The sequence below is a fragment of the Pseudomonas sp. Soil_N_39 genome, assembly GCF_057655955.1.
On sequence record NZ_JBDGLI010000033.1, the window covers coordinates 1 to 15,765 of the forward strand.

Annotated in this window: 14 protein-coding genes; 10 read left to right on the forward strand and 4 right to left on the reverse strand. The window is 61.3% G+C overall.

All coding sequences use genetic code 11. The annotated features are described in order from the left end of the window. Positions 1–260 precede the first annotated feature (260 nt). Both AC3A5O_RS28180 and aptA read right to left on the reverse strand, forming a co-directional pair. Positions 261–1,754, reverse strand: coding sequence for a CoA-acylating methylmalonate-semialdehyde dehydrogenase (locus AC3A5O_RS28180; RefSeq protein ID WP_025211667.1), 1,494 nt, complete (start codon positions 1,752–1,754; stop codon positions 261–263). 71 nt (positions 1,755–1,825) lie between these two features. Beyond that, positions 1,826–3,175: an omega-aminotransferase AptA gene (aptA, locus tag AC3A5O_RS28185; RefSeq protein WP_305469589.1), complete on the reverse strand. Its 1,350-nt coding sequence runs from the start codon at positions 3,173–3,175 to the stop codon at positions 1,826–1,828. A 122-nt stretch (positions 3,176–3,297) separates the two neighbouring features. Here aptA and AC3A5O_RS28190 point away from each other — a divergent pair, with 122 nt between their 5' ends. The 6 genes from AC3A5O_RS28190 (at position 3,298) to AC3A5O_RS28215 (ending at position 9,771) form a co-directional block, all read left to right on the forward strand. Beyond that, positions 3,298–4,218 carry a LysR family transcriptional regulator gene (locus AC3A5O_RS28190; RefSeq protein ID WP_487753993.1) on the forward strand — a complete coding sequence of 307 codons (921 nt, stop codon included), beginning with the start codon at positions 3,298–3,300 and terminating at the stop codon, positions 4,216–4,218. A 188-nt stretch (positions 4,219–4,406) separates the two neighbouring features. Further along, positions 4,407–5,057: a TetR/AcrR family transcriptional regulator gene (locus AC3A5O_RS28195; RefSeq protein WP_122567197.1), complete on the forward strand. Its 651-nt coding sequence runs from the start codon at positions 4,407–4,409 to the stop codon at positions 5,055–5,057. A gap of 7 nt (positions 5,058–5,064) precedes the next feature. Further along, positions 5,065–5,646 (forward strand): IMPACT family protein, encoded by a 582-nt coding sequence (locus tag AC3A5O_RS28200; RefSeq protein WP_122567198.1) that lies wholly within the window; start codon positions 5,065–5,067, stop codon positions 5,644–5,646. A 527-nt stretch (positions 5,647–6,173) separates the two neighbouring features. Continuing rightward, positions 6,174–7,727 carry an ABC transporter ATP-binding protein gene (locus AC3A5O_RS28205; protein WP_487753994.1) on the forward strand — a complete coding sequence of 518 codons (1,554 nt, stop codon included), beginning with the start codon at positions 6,174–6,176 and terminating at the stop codon, positions 7,725–7,727. Positions 7,728–7,738: 11 nt separating this feature from the next. Continuing rightward, positions 7,739–8,845 carry an ABC transporter permease gene (locus AC3A5O_RS28210; protein WP_487753995.1) on the forward strand — a complete coding sequence of 369 codons (1,107 nt, stop codon included), beginning with the start codon at positions 7,739–7,741 and terminating at the stop codon, positions 8,843–8,845. Continuing rightward, positions 8,845–9,771, forward strand: a complete 927-nt coding sequence (locus tag AC3A5O_RS28215) for an ABC transporter permease (RefSeq protein ID WP_122567201.1) — start codon at positions 8,845–8,847, stop codon at positions 9,769–9,771. The genes AC3A5O_RS28210 and AC3A5O_RS28215 overlap by 1 nt, the downstream gene beginning before the upstream one ends. 89 nt (positions 9,772–9,860) lie before the next feature. On the opposite strand, the gene AC3A5O_RS28220 is transcribed toward AC3A5O_RS28215, so the two are convergent. Next, positions 9,861–10,289: a hypothetical protein gene (locus AC3A5O_RS28220; protein ID WP_305469579.1), complete on the reverse strand. Its 429-nt coding sequence runs from the start codon at positions 10,287–10,289 to the stop codon at positions 9,861–9,863. Positions 10,290–10,370: 81 nt separating this feature from the next. On the opposite strand from AC3A5O_RS28220, the gene AC3A5O_RS28225 reads away from it, so the two are divergent. The 3 genes from AC3A5O_RS28225 (at position 10,371) to AC3A5O_RS28235 (ending at position 13,061) form a co-directional block, all read left to right on the forward strand. Then, complete coding sequence (locus AC3A5O_RS28225) at positions 10,371–10,721, forward strand: MerR family transcriptional regulator (RefSeq protein WP_122567203.1); 351 nt, start codon at positions 10,371–10,373, stop codon at positions 10,719–10,721. 25 nt (positions 10,722–10,746) lie between these two features. Beyond that, the gene (locus tag AC3A5O_RS28230) at positions 10,747–11,433 is read left to right on the forward strand and encodes an SDR family oxidoreductase (protein ID WP_122567204.1); all 687 of its coding nucleotides are present in this window, start codon (positions 10,747–10,749) and stop codon (positions 11,431–11,433) included. A 269-nt stretch (positions 11,434–11,702) separates the two neighbouring features. Beyond that, on the forward strand, positions 11,703–13,061 hold the full coding sequence (locus tag AC3A5O_RS28235; protein ID WP_487753996.1) for an 8-oxoguanine deaminase: 1,359 nt from the start codon (positions 11,703–11,705) through the stop codon (positions 13,059–13,061). A gap of 106 nt (positions 13,062–13,167) precedes the next feature. Here AC3A5O_RS28235 and AC3A5O_RS28240 read toward each other — a convergent pair whose 3' ends face one another. Continuing rightward, a complete protein-coding gene (locus tag AC3A5O_RS28240; RefSeq protein ID WP_305482549.1) occupies positions 13,168–14,259 on the reverse strand; it encodes a calcium:cation antiporter in 1,092 nt (363 codons plus the stop codon). Positions 14,260–14,635: 376 nt separating this feature from the next. Here AC3A5O_RS28240 and AC3A5O_RS28245 point away from each other — a divergent pair, with 376 nt between their 5' ends. Continuing rightward, positions 14,636–15,718 carry a BMP family ABC transporter substrate-binding protein gene (locus AC3A5O_RS28245; RefSeq protein WP_487753997.1) on the forward strand — a complete coding sequence of 361 codons (1,083 nt, stop codon included), beginning with the start codon at positions 14,636–14,638 and terminating at the stop codon, positions 15,716–15,718. The last annotated feature ends 47 nt before the right edge of the window (positions 15,719–15,765 follow it).

Genomic DNA, 15,765 nt, shown 5'->3' on the forward strand with positions numbered 1-15,765 from the left:
CGAACCGCTGATAGAGCCAAACAACACTGCTCTATCTGCTCCTTCCAGGCCTCGATGAACTGAAGCCAAACCCCTTCAAAACCTACTTAACTCATTGAATCTCAAGGAGTTTTTCGTTTCGACTGCGCCGGAATTGGGGCGAATTATAGACGTCCAGAATCTGCCGTCAACACCTATTTTCACAATTCTGTCACATCAGCCAAAAAGCCCCATAAACACAGAGGCCGGCGCCCAAGGACGCCGGCCTCTTCACTGACCGATTACAAGCTAGGGAAAGCGAACTGTGAAGCCTCATGGCTGGCACGTTGCGGCCAGCGCTGGGTAATCGCCTTGCGACGGGTATAGAAACGCACGCCGTCCGGGCCATAGGCGTGCAGGTCGCCGAACAGCGAACGCTTCCAACCGCCAAAGCTGTGGTAGGCCACAGGCACCGGCAATGGAACGTTGACGCCCACCATGCCGACCTCGATCTCGTCGCAGAACAACCGCGCCGCTTCGCCGTCGCGAGTAAAGATGCAAGTGCCGTTGCCATACTCGTGATCGTTGATCAACTGCATCGCCTCTTCCAGGCTGTTGACCCTGACGATGCACAGCACCGGTCCGAAGATCTCTTCCTTATAGATACGCATCTCCGGTGTCACGCGATCAAACAGGCAGCCACCCAGGAAGAAACCTTCCTCATGCCCGGCCACGCTCAAACCACGACCATCGACCACCAGCGAAGCACCCGCCGCCACACCGTCTTCTATATAGCCGCTGACTTTGTCGCGATGCTGCCCCGTCACGAGTGGCCCCATGTCCAACCCGCAAGACGTACCTGCACCGATTTTCAGCGCCTTGATCTGCGGCACCAACTTGGCTACCAGCGCATCCGCCACTTGGTCGCCAACACACACCGCCACCGAAATCGCCATGCAACGCTCACCACATGAACCGTACGCCGCGCCCATCAGCGCACTGACGGCGTTGTCCAGATCGGCATCCGGCATCAGCACCGCATGGTTCTTCGCCCCACCCAGCGCCTGGACGCGTTTGCCACGTCGGGTCCCTTCGGCATAGATGTATTCGGCAATCGGCGTCGAACCGACAAAACTCAGTGCCTTCACTTCCGGCGCTTCGATCAGTGCGTCCACCGCAGCCTTGTCGCCATGCACCACGCTCAGTACACCCTTGGGCAAACCGGCTTCCAACAACAACTGGGCGATCAGCAGCGTCGAACTCGGGTCACGCTCGGACGGTTTGAGAATAAAGCAGTTACCGCAGACGATCGCCAGCGGATACATCCACAGCGGCACCATCGCCGGGAAGTTGAACGGGGTGATACCTGCCACCACGCCCAAAGGCTGGAAGTCTGACCAGGCGTCGATGTTCGGGCCGACGTTACGGCTGTATTCGCCCTTCAGAATTTCCGGCGCGGCACAGGCGAACTCGACGTTTTCGATGCCACGCTTGAGCTCACCGGCTGCGTCTTCCAGCGTTTTGCCGTGTTCTTCACTGATCAACTGGGCAATACGCGACTCGTTCTGCTCCAGCAATTGCTTGAAACGAAACATCACCTGCGCGCGCTTGGCCGCGGGCGTATTGCGCCAGGCCGGGAAAGCCGCCTTGGCAGCGTCGATGGCTTGCTGGATGGTCGCGCGATCAGCCAACGGCACCTTATGGATGGCCTGGCCAGTGGACGGGTTGAACACATCGGCGGTGCGAGCGCTGTCGCTCAGCAGTTCGCCATTGATCAAATGCGGGATGAGGCTCATGGGGACTCCAGAATTATCCACAGGCGCCCGTGACCGGACGCCCGCTATCGAAAGCTATAGAGAAGGACGCGTCAGTCGAGCTTGTTCAGCACTTCACCGACCGCATCGAACAGGCGATCCAGGTCCTGCGGCTTGCTGTTGAACGTAGGCCCGAACTGCAGGGTGTCGCCGCCGAAGCGCACATAGAACCCGGCTTTCCACAACGCCATGCCGGCCTCGAACGGACGCACAATGGCATCGCCATCGCGCCCGGCGATCTGGATCGCGCCGGCCAGGCCATAGTTGCGAATATCGATGACGTTCTTCGCGCCCTTCAAACCGTGCAACGCATTCTCGAAATGCGGGGCGATCTCGGCCACGCTCTGCACCAGGTTTTCCTTCTGCAGCAGGTCCAGCGCTGCCAAGCCGGCCGCACAGGCCACCGGGTGCGCCGAGTAGGTGTAGCCGTGGGGGAACTCCACTGCGTACTCAGGCGTCGGCTGGTTCATGAAGGTCTGGTAGATCTCGCTGCTGGCAATCACCGCGCCCATGGGGATCGCGCCATTGGTAACTTGCTTGGCGATGCACATCAGGTCCGGCGTCACGCCAAAACTGTCGGCACCGAACATCGAACCCGTGCGGCCGAAACCGGTAATCACTTCGTCGAACACCAAGAGAATGCTGTGCTGGTCGCAGATTTCCCGCAGGCGCTTGAGATAACCCTCAGGCGGCACCAGCACGCCGGCCGACCCCGCCATCGGTTCGACGAACACTGCGGCGATGTTGGACGCATCATGCAGCTCGATCAGCTTCAGCAACTCATCGGCCAGGGTGATGCCACCCTCTTTCGGCATGCCACGGGAATAAGCGTTGCTGGCTAGCAAGGTGTGGGGCAAGTGATCGACATCCATCATCGCCTGGCCGAACAGCTTGCGGTTGCCGCTGACACCGCCGAGGCTGGTGCCGGCGATGTTCACGCCGTGATAACCACGGGCACGCCCAATCATCTTGGTCTTGGTCGCCTGGCCCTTGAGACGCCAGTAGGCACGGACCATCTTCACTGCGGTGTCGGCGCACTCGGAGCCGGAATCGGTAAAGAACACATGATTGAGATTGCCCGGGGTCAGGCTGGTGATTTTTTCCGCCAACTGGAAGGACAGCGGATGACCGTACTGGAAGCCCGGCGAGTAATCGAGGGTGCCCAGTTGCTTGGCGACCGCTTCCTGGATTTCCTTGCGGGTGTGCCCGGCGCCGCAGGTCCACAGGCCCGACAGCGAGTCGTACACCTTGCGACCCTTGTCGTCCACCAACCAACTGCCTTCGGCCGCGACGATCAGGCGTGGATCGCGCTGGAAATTGCGGTTGGCGGTGTAAGGCATCCAGTGAGCATCAAGCTTGAGCTGGCTGGCCAGGGAACCGGCAGCGTGTTCGGGCATGTTCATCGACAAAACCTCGCAGGTCATAAGCGACAGGGGATCGAAAGCGTTCTTGCAGCTAAGTTGCCACGGCGATAAAGTCGGTGAAATCCAACTTTTGTAACCTTCAGTCGGTGGATCACTAAACTATGAGCACTCGTCGTCCCGATCCACTGGCCCAGGTCAGCGACTTTGATATCCGTCTGCTGCGCATTTTTCGAAGCGTAGTGGAATGTGGTGGGTTCTCCGCGGCGGAAACCGTGCTGGGCATCGGCCGCTCGGCCATCAGCCAGCAGATGAGCGACCTCGAACAACGCCTCGGTTTGCGTCTGTGCCAGCGCGGGCGCGCGGGCTTTTCCCTGACCGAAGAAGGGCGCGAGGTGTACCAGTCGGCGTTGCAGTTATTGAGCGCGCTGGAAAGCTTTCGCACCGAGGTCAACGGCCTGCACCAGCATTTGCGCGGAGAGTTGACCATCGGCCTGACCGACAACCTGGTCACCCTGCCCCACATGCGCATTACCCACGCCCTGGCGCAATTGAAAGAACGCGGGCCCGACGTGCAGATCCAGATTCGCATGATCGCCCCCAACGAAGTCGAGCAAGGCGTGCTCGACGGGCGCTTGCATGTCGGCGTGGTTCCCCAGGCCAGCGCGCTGTCCGGGCTGGAATATCAACCGCTGTACAGTGAACGATCGCTGCTGTACTGCGCGGTCGGGCATCCGCTGTTTTATGTCGATGACCAACAGCTTGACGACGCTCGCCTCAACAGCCAGGATGCCATCGCCCCCACGTTCCGCCTGCCGGCCGAGATCCAGGCCCACTACCAGGCGCTCAATTGCACCGCCAGTGCATCGGACCGCGAAGGCATGGCGTTCCTGATTCTCACCGGGCGCTACATCGGTTACCTCCCCGATCACTACGCCAGCCTCTGGGTCCAGCAAGGTCGGTTGCGGGCCTTGAAACCTGCGGCACGGTTCTATGACCTGAGCCTGGCGTCGGTCACGCGCAAGGGCCGCCGGCCTCACCTGGTGCTGGAGAGTTTTCTCGAGAGCCTGGCGGCAACCCGCTGAGCTCCTCCGCCCCTTGCTCGCGATGGCGATAGGTCATCCACATCACCGCTGACTGACTAACCGCTATCGCGAGCAAGCTCGCTCCCACAGGTGTTTAGCTGGCTTTTAGTGTGATGGCACTTGTCGGATCGATGCCGGTGCGCTATCAACGCAGTTGCTTGCCCCACAGACCCAGCCCGGAAACGCCCATGACCTTTGAAGTCCCTGCCCACAGTGGCAAGCCCACCAGTCGCATTCGTCAAAAGAACGAAGAGACGATCCTCAAGGCCGCCGAAGATGAATTCGCTCGCCACGGGTTCAAAGGCACCAGTATGAACGCCATCGCCCTCAAGGCCGGGCTGCCCAAGGCGAACCTGCATTATTACTTCACCAATAAACTCGGCTTGTACGTAGCGGTGCTGAGCAACATCATCGAATTGTGGGACAGCACCTTCAATACCCTCACCGCCGAGGATGATCCAGCCGAAGCCTTGAGCCGCTACATCCGCGCCAAAATGGAGTTCTCTCGTCGCCAACCCCAGGCATCGCGGTTGTTTGCCATGGAAGTGATCAGCGGTGGCGAATGCCTGACCGAGTACTTCAACCAGGATTATCGCGCCTGGTTCAATGGCCGGGCGGCCGTGTTCCAGGCCTGGATCGACGCCGGCAAGATGGACCCGATCGACCCGGTGCACCTTATTTTCCTGTTGTGGGGCAGCACCCAGCATTACGCCGACTTCGCCACCCAGATCTGTCGCGTGACCGGTCGCAGCAAGTTGACCAAGCAAGACATGATCGACGCGGGTGACAATCTCATCCGCATCATTCTCAAGGGCTGCGGCCTGACACCCACTCTTTAAGATCGCCATGCCCTTTACCCTTGCCGGTTTTTGCGAGTACCGCGAAGAAATTCGCAAAAGCCGCTTCATCACCTTCGCCGCGCCCATCACCAGCCCCGCCGATGCCCAAGCGTTCATCGAGCAACACAGCGACCTGGATGCCACGCACAATTGCTGGGCCTGGAAACTCGGTGACCAATACCGCAGCAACGACGATGGCGAGCCAGGTGGCACCGCTGGGCGGCCGATCCTGGCCGCGATCGAAGCCCAGGCCTGCGATCAAGTCGTGGTGCTGGTGATTCGCTGGTACGGCGGAATTCAACTGGGTACCGGCGGGCTCGCCCGAGCTTATGGCGGCGGCGCGAACAAATGCCTGCAAAACGCCGAAAAAATCGAATTGATCAGCCGCGTGCCGCTGCACTGTAGCTGCGGATTCGCCGAACTGCCCCTGGTGAAACTGCGCGTCGCCGAGTGCGGCGGGCTGGTGAATGAAGAACACTTCACCGCCAATGGCGTGGACCTGCAATTGGCCGTGGGTGAAGCCCACATCGAAATCTTGCAAAGGCAACTGGCCGGCCTGAGCCGTGGACGGATCCTGTTGGAGCGTTGAGGTTCGCAACCTTTCAGGGCATCGCGCAATCGTTCAACTTGCCCACATCCACTGTGCACCCGACTGTGGATAACCTGAGCACATCCCTCTGTAACCCTTCTGTCATGCGGGTTTCAGAGGGTTGTTCATTTTTTGTCCAAAGCCCTGCCCATCCAACAAATCCATCCGTAAAACAAACGCTTGCACAGGGTTATCACCTTTAGAAGAAAGCCCCACAGTGCTTATGCCCGAGTTTTCGGCTTGCGCACAATAACTGTGGAGCAACCTGTGGATAACCCGTTCATGGCTCCTCCCGCCCCAACAAGATCATGGCTCGCGGCCGCTTGTTCAATTTTTAACCACCCATTTCAGGGCAAACCTATGCCTGCGTAAAACTTGCGCGCTCCAACCCGGTGCAGAATTTTCCAATCGCAGTTGCCTAGCCCCTATGCAAGGGCCCTAGCGCCAGACCCAAGGCGATTTCCTGACCTTATGGCCAGGAAATTGCTTTATCCACAGGCATTCCTGTCCATCGGCCCGAGCCTGTCATGTCCAACCCCGACTCCCCCGCGCGCCTGCAATTGCGCAAGATCAGCAAACGCTACCCTGGTTGCCTGGCCAACGACGCCATCGACCTGAGCATTCAGCCCGGCGAGATCCACGCCCTGCTCGGCGAAAACGGTGCGGGTAAAAGCACCCTGATGAAGATTATCTACGGCGTTACTGCTGCCGATTCGGGTGAAGTGATCTGGCAAGGCCAGCGCGTCAACCTGCGTAACCCGGCCCAGGCTCGCAGCCTGGGGATCGGCATGGTGTTCCAGCATTTCTCGCTGTTCGAAACCCTTACCGTTGCGCAGAACATTGCCTTGGCGATGGGCGCGACAGCCGGTTCGCCAGCACAGCTGGAATCTCGAATCCGCGACGTTTCCCAGCGCTACGGCATGGCGTTGGAACCGCAGCGGCTGGTCCACAGCCTGTCGATTGGCGAGCGCCAGCGGGTAGAGATCATTCGCTGCCTGATGCAGGACATTCGGCTATTGATTCTTGATGAGCCGACCTCGGTGCTCACGCCCGCGGAAGCCGAAGAACTGTTTGTGACCCTGCGCCGCCTGGCGAGCGAGGGGTGCAGCATCTTGTTCATCAGCCACAAGCTCGGAGAAGTGCGCGCGTTGTGCCACAGCGCCACGGTGCTGCGCGGCGGACGGGTTTCGGGGCATTGCACCCCGGCGCACTGCTCGGACCGGGAGTTGGCGCAATTGATGGTTGGTGAAGCCGCCGGACTGATCACGGACTACCCAAAGGTCAGCGCAGACAAAGCCTTCCTGAACATCAACAAGCTGTCCTGGCACAACCCGGACCCGTTCGGCTGTTCGTTGCGGGACATTGACCTTGAGGTTTGCAGCGGCGAAATCGTCGGCATCGCCGGGGTGGCGGGCAACGGCCAGGACGAATGGTTGGCGTTGCTCAGCGGAGAAACTCCGCTTGCCCGCCAGCAAGGCGAAACGATCCGATTCGACGGACAACCTGTCGCACACCTGCGCCCCGATGCCCGGCGTCGGCTCGGACTGGCATTCGTCCCCGCCGAACGCCTGGGTCACGGCGCCGTGCCGCAATTGAGCCTGGCGGATAACGCCTTGCTCAGCGCTTTCCAACAGGGCCTGGTCAGCCATGGGCTGATTCGACGCCGTCAGGTCGAACACCTGGCCGAGGAAATCATCCGCCGCTTTGGCGTGAAAACACCCGACACCCGAACTCCGGCACGCAGCCTTTCGGGGGGCAACTTGCAGAAATTCATTCTCGGCCGGGAAATCCTCCAACAGCCAAAACTGCTGGTGGCCGCGCACCCGACCTGGGGCGTGGATGTCGGTGCGGCGGCGACCATCCATCGCGCCCTGATCGCCCTGCGCGATGCGGGCGCGGCGATTCTGGTGGTCTCCGAAGACCTCGACGAACTGTTCCAGATCAGCGACCGCCTCGGTGCCTTGTGCGGCGGACGCCTGTCGGCCTTGCGCCCCACAGTCGAGACCCGCCTCAGCGACGTCGGCGGCTGGATGGCCGGCCAGTTCGACGCCCCTCAATCCCCTGCTCCCGCGCCGGTTTAACGGAGTTTTACATGCTGCTTTCTCTCGAACCTCGCGGCCAGCAATCGCGCCTGATGCTCTGGTGCTCGCCGCTATTGGCCGCCGTGTTGACCCTGGGCTGTGGCTCGCTGCTGTTTATCGCCCTGGGACATGACCCGGTGCAAACGCTGTACACCCTGTTGATCGCCCCGATCAGCGACCTGTACGGCGTGTCCGAATGGCTGGTCAAGACCTTGCCGATCCTGTTGTGCGCCCTCGGCCTGGCAGTCGCTTATCAGGCGCGAATCTGGAACATCGGCGCCGAAGGCCAACTGCTGCTGGGTGCCCTGGCCGGCAGCGCCTTGGCCGTGAACATCATCGGCGTGCAAAGCCGCTGGGCATTGGTGTTGATCCTGCTGACCGGCACCCTGGCCGGGGCGGCCTGGGCCGGACTCACGGCGTGGCTGCGCACGCGTTTCAATGCCAACGAGATCCTGACCAGCATCATGCTCAATTACATCGCCCTGAACCTGCTGCTGCTTTGCGTTCACGGGCCGTTGAAAGATCCGGCGGGCTTCAACTTCCCGGAGTCGGCGATGTTCGGCGAGGCCAGTCGCCTGCCGTTGCTGCTGGAGGACGGTCGCATCCATGCCGGGCTGTATTTCGCCCTGCTGGCGCTGGTGGCGGTGTGGGTGTTGCTGCAGAAAAGCTTCGTCGGCTTCCAGATCAAGGTGCTGGGCCTCGACGCCCGCGCCGCCGGTTTCGCCGGCTTTCGTCAGAAGCCGCTGGTATGGCTGGCGCTGTTGATCAGCGGCGCGCTGGCCGGGCTGGCCGGTGTTTGCGAAGTGACCGGGCCGATCGGCCAACTGGTGCCGCAGGTGTCGCCGGGCTACGGCTATGCGGCGATTACCGTGGCGTTCCTCGGGCGTCTCAATCCCATCGGCATTCTGTTTGCCAGCTTGTTGATGGCCTTGCTGTATATCGGCGGCGAGAGCGCGCAGATGTCCTTGAACCTGCCCCAGGCGATCACCCAGTTGTTCCAAGGGATGATGCTGTTTTTCCTGTTGGCCTGCGACGTGCTGATCCTCTACCGGCCACGCCTGAACCTGCGCTGGACCCGGCGCGCCCGAACCACTGCGGTACAGGCAGGAGCCCTGTGATGGACATCGACCTGTTGAGCAATATTTTCTACGCCATGGTCCGCTGCGGCACACCACTGCTGCTGGTGGCCCTGGGTGAATTGGTCTGCGAAAAAAGCGGCGTCCTCAACCTGGGCCAGGAAGGCATGATGCTGTTCGGCGCGGTGATCGGTTTTATTGTCGCGTTCAACAGCGGCAACCTCTGGCTCGGCGTGCTGCTGGCGATGGCCGCCGGGATGCTGTTGTCGGCATTGTTCGCGCTGGTGGCACTGGTGTTCAACGCCAATCAGGTGGCCACCGGGCTGGCGCTGACGATTTTCGGCGTGGGCCTGTCGAGCTTTGTCGGGGCGGCCTGGGTCGGCAAACCGTTGGCGGGTTTCGAACCGCTGGCCATTCCCTACCTGAGTGACATCCCGTTGATCGGGCGGATGCTGTTTGCCCAGGATCTGCTGGTTTACCTGTCCTTCGCGCTGTTTGCCCTGGTGGCGTGGGTGATCATGAAAAGCCGCGCCGGATTGATCATCCAGGCCGTCGGCGAGAACCCCGATGCCGCCAGCGCCATGGGCCTGCCGGTGTTGCGGGTGCGGACCCTGGCGGTGCTGTTTGGCGGCGCCATGGCCGGGTTGGCCGGCGCCTATCTGTCGCTGGCCTACACGCCAATGTGGGCCGAGAACATGAGCGCCGGGCGTGGCTGGATCGCCCTGGCGCTGGTGGTGTTCGCCAGTTGGCGGGTGTGGCGCCTGCTACTGGGCGCCTACCTGTTCGGCCTCGCCAGCATCCTGCACCTGGTGGCCCAGGGGTTAGGGCTGGCGATTCCATCGAGCCTGCTGGCGATGCTGCCGTATGCCGCGACCATTATGGTGCTGGTGCTGCTATCCCGGGATGCCGTGCGCACCCGCCTGTATGCGCCGGTATCGCTGGGGCAGCCTTGGCAGGCGGGGCATTGAGATAGACCGCGGCGTACCTATCGCGGGCAAGCCTTGCTCCCACAGATTTTCATATGAGTCCCACAGATGCTCATGAGCCCCACAGACTTTCAGTGACCTGTGGGAGCAAGGCTTGCCCGCGATGAGGCCCGAACAGGCAACACCTGAACCAGCCCCCATACCACCTCGAAAAACAGGAAAACCCACAACACCGCATTGGCCCCATGAAGCAACGCATACAGCATCCAGGTCGCAAACAAAAACCGCCCCACCGCGTCATAGCGCCCATACAGCGGCTGCGGATCCCGAATTCGCAGCACCGCCCACACGCAGACAATCGAGCCCAGCAAATTCACCATCAGCAGGTGCGCCGGCGCAAATGGCGGCAGTTCTCCAGGCAGGTCAAATAGCTGAGTCATGCTCATCAATACACCATGCAGCGCCGCAAAGCTCCACGGCGTAGCCAGCGCGGCCGACACGATCAGGTCGTACCAGGCGCTGCCGCGCACCACCCGGCGATATTGCATTGAAGTCCACATACCTTTGCTCCAGATAATTGGGGGAGCGAAGAGGCTAAAGCCTGGGGTATGCTCCAAGGTCAAGTCTTCTGGAGTTCCACAATGCGCATCGGTGAGTTAGCCCAGGCCTGCGCCGTCAGTCGAGACACCCTGCGTTTCTACGAACAGCGGGGCCTGATCGCAGCGCAGCGCAGCGCCAACGGCTATCGCCACTACCCCGCCGATATGGTGCAACTGGTGCTCTACATCAAGACGGCCCAGCGCCTGGGCTTTACCCTGAGCGAAATCGGCAACAGCGTCGCCGCCCTGTGGCAGGCGCAGGATCCTGACTGCGCCGTAGCGCAATTGCTGCAAGACAAGCTGAACCTGATCGAAACCCGCATGACCGAACTCGACGCGTTGCGTCACGAGCTGAAACAACGGCTCGGGCAACGTTGTCCATTGAACCCGTGACCTTTTTCTTTCAAGGATGCCCCTCATGACTTCGGCAAGAAACGCATTGATCATCGGCGCCTCCCGGGGCCTGGGCCTCGGCCTGGTGAAGACGCTGCTCAGCGATGGCTGGAACGTGACCGCCACCGTGCGCAACCCGCAGAACGCAGAAGCTTTGAAGGCACTGGGCCCGGTGCGAATCGAAAAGCTCGACATGGACGATCAGCAAGCCGTCATCGCCCTGAGCCAACAGCTCAAGGGCGAGACCTTCGACCTGCTGTTCGTCAACGCCGGCGTCAAAGGCCCGGACAACCAGAACCCGGGCGGCGCGACGCTGGCGGAAGTCGGCCAGTTGTTCTTCACCAATGCCGTGGCCCCGATCAACCTGGCCCAACGCTTCGTCGGCCAGATCCGCGACGGCAGCGGCGTGCTGGCGTTCATGAGTTCGGTGCTGGGCAGCGTGACCATGCCCGACGCGCCGGAACTGGCGCTGTACAAGGCCAGCAAGGCGGCGCTCAACTCAATGACCAACAGCTTTGTCAGCCAGTTGGGCGAGCAGTCATTGACCGTGCTGTCGCTGCACCCGGGCTGGGTGAAGACCGACATGGGCGGTGAAGGCGCGGAAATCGATGTCGAGACCAGCACCCGTGGCTTGATTGATCAGGTCAATGCCTTCGCCGGCAAGGGTGGGCATCACTTCGTCAACTACAAAGGCGAGACAATTCCCTGGTAAACACCCCGATACCCTGTGAAACACCAATAACCCTGTGGGAGCGAGCTTGCTCGCGATAGCGGACTGACATTCAATATTTGTATTGACTGACCCACCGCTATCGCGAGCAAGCTCGCTCCCACATTTTTGATCTCGGCGGACTCTGGAAAACTGCAACATAACCTGAGTAAACTCCGCACCTCGCCCTATCCAACGGGCGACCCTGGATCAGCAGACAGGGCATCACTGAGCTGGCTAACCTGAACCCACTTTCAGAGGAGCCGGCCACCATGCCTGCGACCCGTACCTGGTTAAAAAATCCCCTCGCCATTTTCACTGCCAACGACCTCGATGCCCGTGGCGGTCTCGTCCTGCAGGACGGTGTGATCGTCGAGCTGCTGAGCGCCGGCCAGCAACCCGCCCTACCCTGCGACCACATCTTCGACGCCCGCGAGCATGTGATCCTGCCGGGGTTGATCAACACCCATCATCACTTCTACCAGACCCTGACCCGCGCCTGGGCGCCGGTGGTAAACCAGCCGTTGTTCCCGTGGCTGAAGACCCTCTACCCGGTGTGGGCGCGGCTGACCCCGGAAAAACTCGCCCTGGCGAGCAAAGTGGCCTTGGCCGAGTTGCTGCTGTCGGGCTGCACCACGGCGGCCGACCACCATTACCTGTTTCCCCAGGGCTTGGAACAGGCCATCGACGTACAAGTACAAAGTGTCCGTGAACTGGGCATGCGCGCGATGCTGACTCGCGGCTCCATGAGCCTGGGTGAGGCCGACGGTGGTTTGCCGCCGCAGCAGACCGTGCAGCAGGGCGAGGTGATTCTCGCCGACAGCCAGCGCTTGATCGCCGAGTACCACGAACGCGGCGACGGCGCGCAGATCCAGATTGCCCTGGCGCCCTGCTCGCCGTTTTCGGTCACGCCCCAGATCATGAGCGCCAGTGCCGAACTGGCGGAGAAACTCGACGTACGCTTGCACACGCACCTGGCCGAAACCCTCGATGAAGAAGCGTTCTGCCTGCAACGTTTGGGCCTGCGCACCGTGGATTACCTGGACAGCGTCGGCTGGCTCGGCCCACGTACCTGGCTGGCCCACGGTATTCATTTCAACCCGGATGAAATCGCCCGACTCGGCGCCGCCGGCACCGGCATCTGTCACTGCCCAAGTTCGAACATGCGCCTGGCCTCGGGCATTTGCCCGACCCTGGAACTGACTGCCGCCGGCGCTCCCGTGGGCTTGGGCGTAGACGGTTCGGCGTCCAACGATGCCTCGAACATGATCCTCGAAACCCGACAGGCGCTGTACATCCAGCGCCTGCGCTACGGCGCGCCAGCGATCACGCCGGCGCGCGTACTGGGCTGGGCGACCCGGGGCTCAGCGCAACTGCTCGGGCGCAGCGATATTGGCGAATTGGCGGTGGGCAAGCAGGCCGACCTGGCGCTGTTCAAGCTCGATGAGCTGCGCTTCTCCGGCAGCCACGACCCGGTCTCGGCCCTGCTGCTGTGCGGCGCGGACCGGGCGGATCGGGTGATGATCGGCGGGCAATGGCGAGTGATCGACGGGCAGGTCGAGGGGTTGGACTTGAAGGGGTTGATTGCCGATCACAGCCAGGCGGCGCGGGAATTGATCGCCGGCACCTGACCGGACGCCATCGCGGGCAAGCCTTGCTCCCACAGGCTCGCGGCGAGGCTGCCTGCATAAACACCCACCCTTCACTGTGGGAGCAAGGCTTGCCCGCGATGCTCTTCTAGAGGCCCAACAGCGACAACATGATAAACGTCGCGAACAACACAAAGTGGGTCATGCCTTCAATGGCATTGGTTTCGCCATCGTTGAGGTTGATCGCGCTGACGATCAGGGTGATAAAGATCATCACCGTCTGCACCGGGGTCATTGCCATCTGGAAGGGTTGGCCGGTGTAGAGGGCCATGGCTTCCATCACCGGCACGGTAAGGATCACGGTGGACAGCGAAGCGCCCAGCGCGATGTTCACCACCGATTGCATGCGATTGGCCAGAGCGGCGCGCAGGGCGGTGAGGATTTCCGGCGCGGCGGAGATCGCGGCCACCAGAATCGCCGTGACCACTGGCGGCGCGCCCGAGCCTTCCAGGCCCAGGTCGATGGCCTTGGACATGACTTCAGCCAGCGCCCCGATCACCACCACGCCAAACACCAGCGCACTGATGGAGAACGTCAGGCTGATGGGTTTCGGCTCGTTTTCCACCGGCTCTTTCTTGCGGCGTTTTTCCGGATAGCTGTAACTGAAGAAGTAACTGTGAGGCCCGACCTGCATGCGCAGGAACAAGGTGTACAACACGATCATCGCGCCGATGGTAAATGCCGAATACATTTTCCAGCTCTCGCGGGGAATGAACTCCGGTACCACCATCGACACCCCCATGGCGGTGAGAATCATCACGCTGTAGGTGCGCGCCGAATCGTCGTTGTAAGCCTGCTCGCCATGCTTGATCCCGCCCATCAGCGCCGCGAGCCCGAGAATGCCGTTGATGTCGAGCATCACCGCCGAGTAGATCGTGTCTCGCACTAACGTCGAGGACGCTTCGTTGCTCATCATGATCGCCAGGATCACCACCTCCACCAGCACCGCCGACAGGGTCAGGATCATGGTGCCGTAAGGATCGCCGACCTTTTCCGCCAGCAGCTCGGCGTGATGAGCCACGCGCATGGAGGCCGCGACGATGAAGCCGATCAGGACCAACCCACCCAGCAACGCGACGATCTGCCCGCTGCCCAACAGCCAGTGCTCCAGCGGATAGGCGATACACGCGGCGACCAGCGCCAGCAACAGCAGTTTTTCTTGCTTGATTAAAGTGAGCATCGCGGGCCTGTCACCGTGGGCGGGGTCATGAGCTACTGACTATGGGGGGACGCGAACGTTTCGTTCGGTCTGATGCACCAGGGGGTGGCGCTTGCAGGCAGAGTGCACCTTTATTGTTCTCAAAGGCCTCATCGCGGGCAAGCCTTGCTCCCACAGGTATTGCGTCGCACTTGTGAAGCAAGCTTGCCTTCCCATGAGGTTGTGCTGCCCATCTGTTGGGGCAAGGTCTGATTCCACATGGTTTGGCGTTGCACTTGTGGGAGCAAGGCTTGCCCGCGATGGCGGCATCAAGATGCCGAACATTAGTTGTCTTATTGGTCAGCATTTTGCATTGGTGCTGCACAGCCAACCTCACAACAAAACGGAGTTCGAGTTCATGCACAAACGCCCCTTGAAGCAGTTGCTTTGCGCCGTCGTCGCAGCCGTCGGCCTGGGCGCCGGCCTGAATGCCAGTGCCGCCGACCCGCTGAAGGTCGGCTTCGTCTATATCGGCCCGATCGGCGACCACGGCTGGACCTATCAGCATGAACAAGGGCGCAAGGAGCTGGCGGCGAAATTCGGTGAGCAGATCACCACCCATTACGTGGAAAACGTGCCGGAGGGGGCCGACGCCGAGCGGGTGATCCGCAACATGGCCAAGGACAAATACGACCTGATCTTCACCACCTCCTTCGGCTACATGAACCCGACGCTCAAGGTCGCCAAGCAATTTCCCAAGGTGATCTTCGAACACGCCACTGGCTACAAACAGGACAAGAACCTGGGCACGTACCTGGCACGCACCTACGAAGGCCGCTACGTCGGCGGCTTCCTCGCGGCCAAGATGACCAAGACCAAGAAGATCGGCTACGTCGCCTCCTTCCCGATCCCGGAAGTCATCCGCGACATCAACGCCATCCAACTGGCCCTGAACAAATACAACCCCGGCACCGAGATCAAGGTGGTGTGGGTCAACTCCTGGTTCGACCCGGGCAAGGAAGCCGACGCCGCCAACGCACTGATCGACCAAGGCGTGGACGTGGTGTTCCAGCACACCGACAGCCCGGCGCCGATCCAGGCCGCCGAGCGACGCGGCGTCTATGCGGTGGGCTACGCTTCGGACATGGCTCACTTCGGTCCCAAGGCGGTGCTGACGTCCATCGTCAACGACTGGGGCCCGCATTACATCCAGGCGACCCAGAGCGTGCTCGACCACAGCTGGAAAGCCCAGGACTACTGGGGCGGCCTGAAGGAAGGCACGGTGAAACTACCGATCAGCGACCTGGTGCCGGCATCGGTCAAGGGCGAAGCCGAGCAGATCATCGCCGACATCGAGAGTGGCGCCTTCCACCCGTTCACCGGCCCGATCAAGGACCAGGCCGGCGTCGAGAAAATCCCCGCCGGCGCGAGCGCCACCAATGCGGAACTGGCGTCGATGAATTATTACGTCGAAGGCATGAAAGCTGAGATTCCGAAGTAATCCTCAGGCCAAACACATAACCCTGTGGGAGCGAGCTTGCTCGCGAT

Bases quoted from the DNA above. Each gene is read 5' to 3' on its own strand.
- AC3A5O_RS28190 (WP_487753993.1), top strand. From the start codon at position 3,298: ATGAGCACTCGTCGTCCCGATCCACTGGCCCAGGTCAGCGACTTTGAT.
- aptA (WP_305469589.1), bottom strand. From the start codon at position 3,175: ATGAACATGCCCGAACACGCTGCCGGTTCCCTGGCCAGCCAGCTCAAG.
- AC3A5O_RS28205 (WP_487753994.1), top strand. From the start codon at position 6,174: ATGTCCAACCCCGACTCCCCCGCGCGCCTGCAATTGCGCAAGATCAGC.
- AC3A5O_RS28225 (WP_122567203.1), top strand. From the start codon at position 10,371: ATGCGCATCGGTGAGTTAGCCCAGGCCTGCGCCGTCAGTCGAGACACC.
- AC3A5O_RS28195 (WP_122567197.1), top strand. From the start codon at position 4,407: ATGACCTTTGAAGTCCCTGCCCACAGTGGCAAGCCCACCAGTCGCATT.
- AC3A5O_RS28235 (WP_487753996.1), top strand. From the start codon at position 11,703: ATGCCTGCGACCCGTACCTGGTTAAAAAATCCCCTCGCCATTTTCACT.
- AC3A5O_RS28245 (WP_487753997.1), top strand. From the start codon at position 14,636: ATGCACAAACGCCCCTTGAAGCAGTTGCTTTGCGCCGTCGTCGCAGCC.
- AC3A5O_RS28215 (WP_122567201.1), top strand. From the start codon at position 8,845: ATGGACATCGACCTGTTGAGCAATATTTTCTACGCCATGGTCCGCTGC.
- AC3A5O_RS28180 (WP_025211667.1), bottom strand. From the start codon at position 1,754: ATGAGCCTCATCCCGCATTTGATCAATGGCGAACTGCTGAGCGACAGC.
- AC3A5O_RS28220 (WP_305469579.1), bottom strand. From the start codon at position 10,289: ATGTGGACTTCAATGCAATATCGCCGGGTGGTGCGCGGCAGCGCCTGG.
- AC3A5O_RS28200 (WP_122567198.1), top strand. From the start codon at position 5,065: ATGCCCTTTACCCTTGCCGGTTTTTGCGAGTACCGCGAAGAAATTCGC.
- AC3A5O_RS28210 (WP_487753995.1), top strand. From the start codon at position 7,739: ATGCTGCTTTCTCTCGAACCTCGCGGCCAGCAATCGCGCCTGATGCTC.
- AC3A5O_RS28230 (WP_122567204.1), top strand. From the start codon at position 10,747: ATGACTTCGGCAAGAAACGCATTGATCATCGGCGCCTCCCGGGGCCTG.
- AC3A5O_RS28240 (WP_305482549.1), bottom strand. From the start codon at position 14,259: ATGCTCACTTTAATCAAGCAAGAAAAACTGCTGTTGCTGGCGCTGGTC.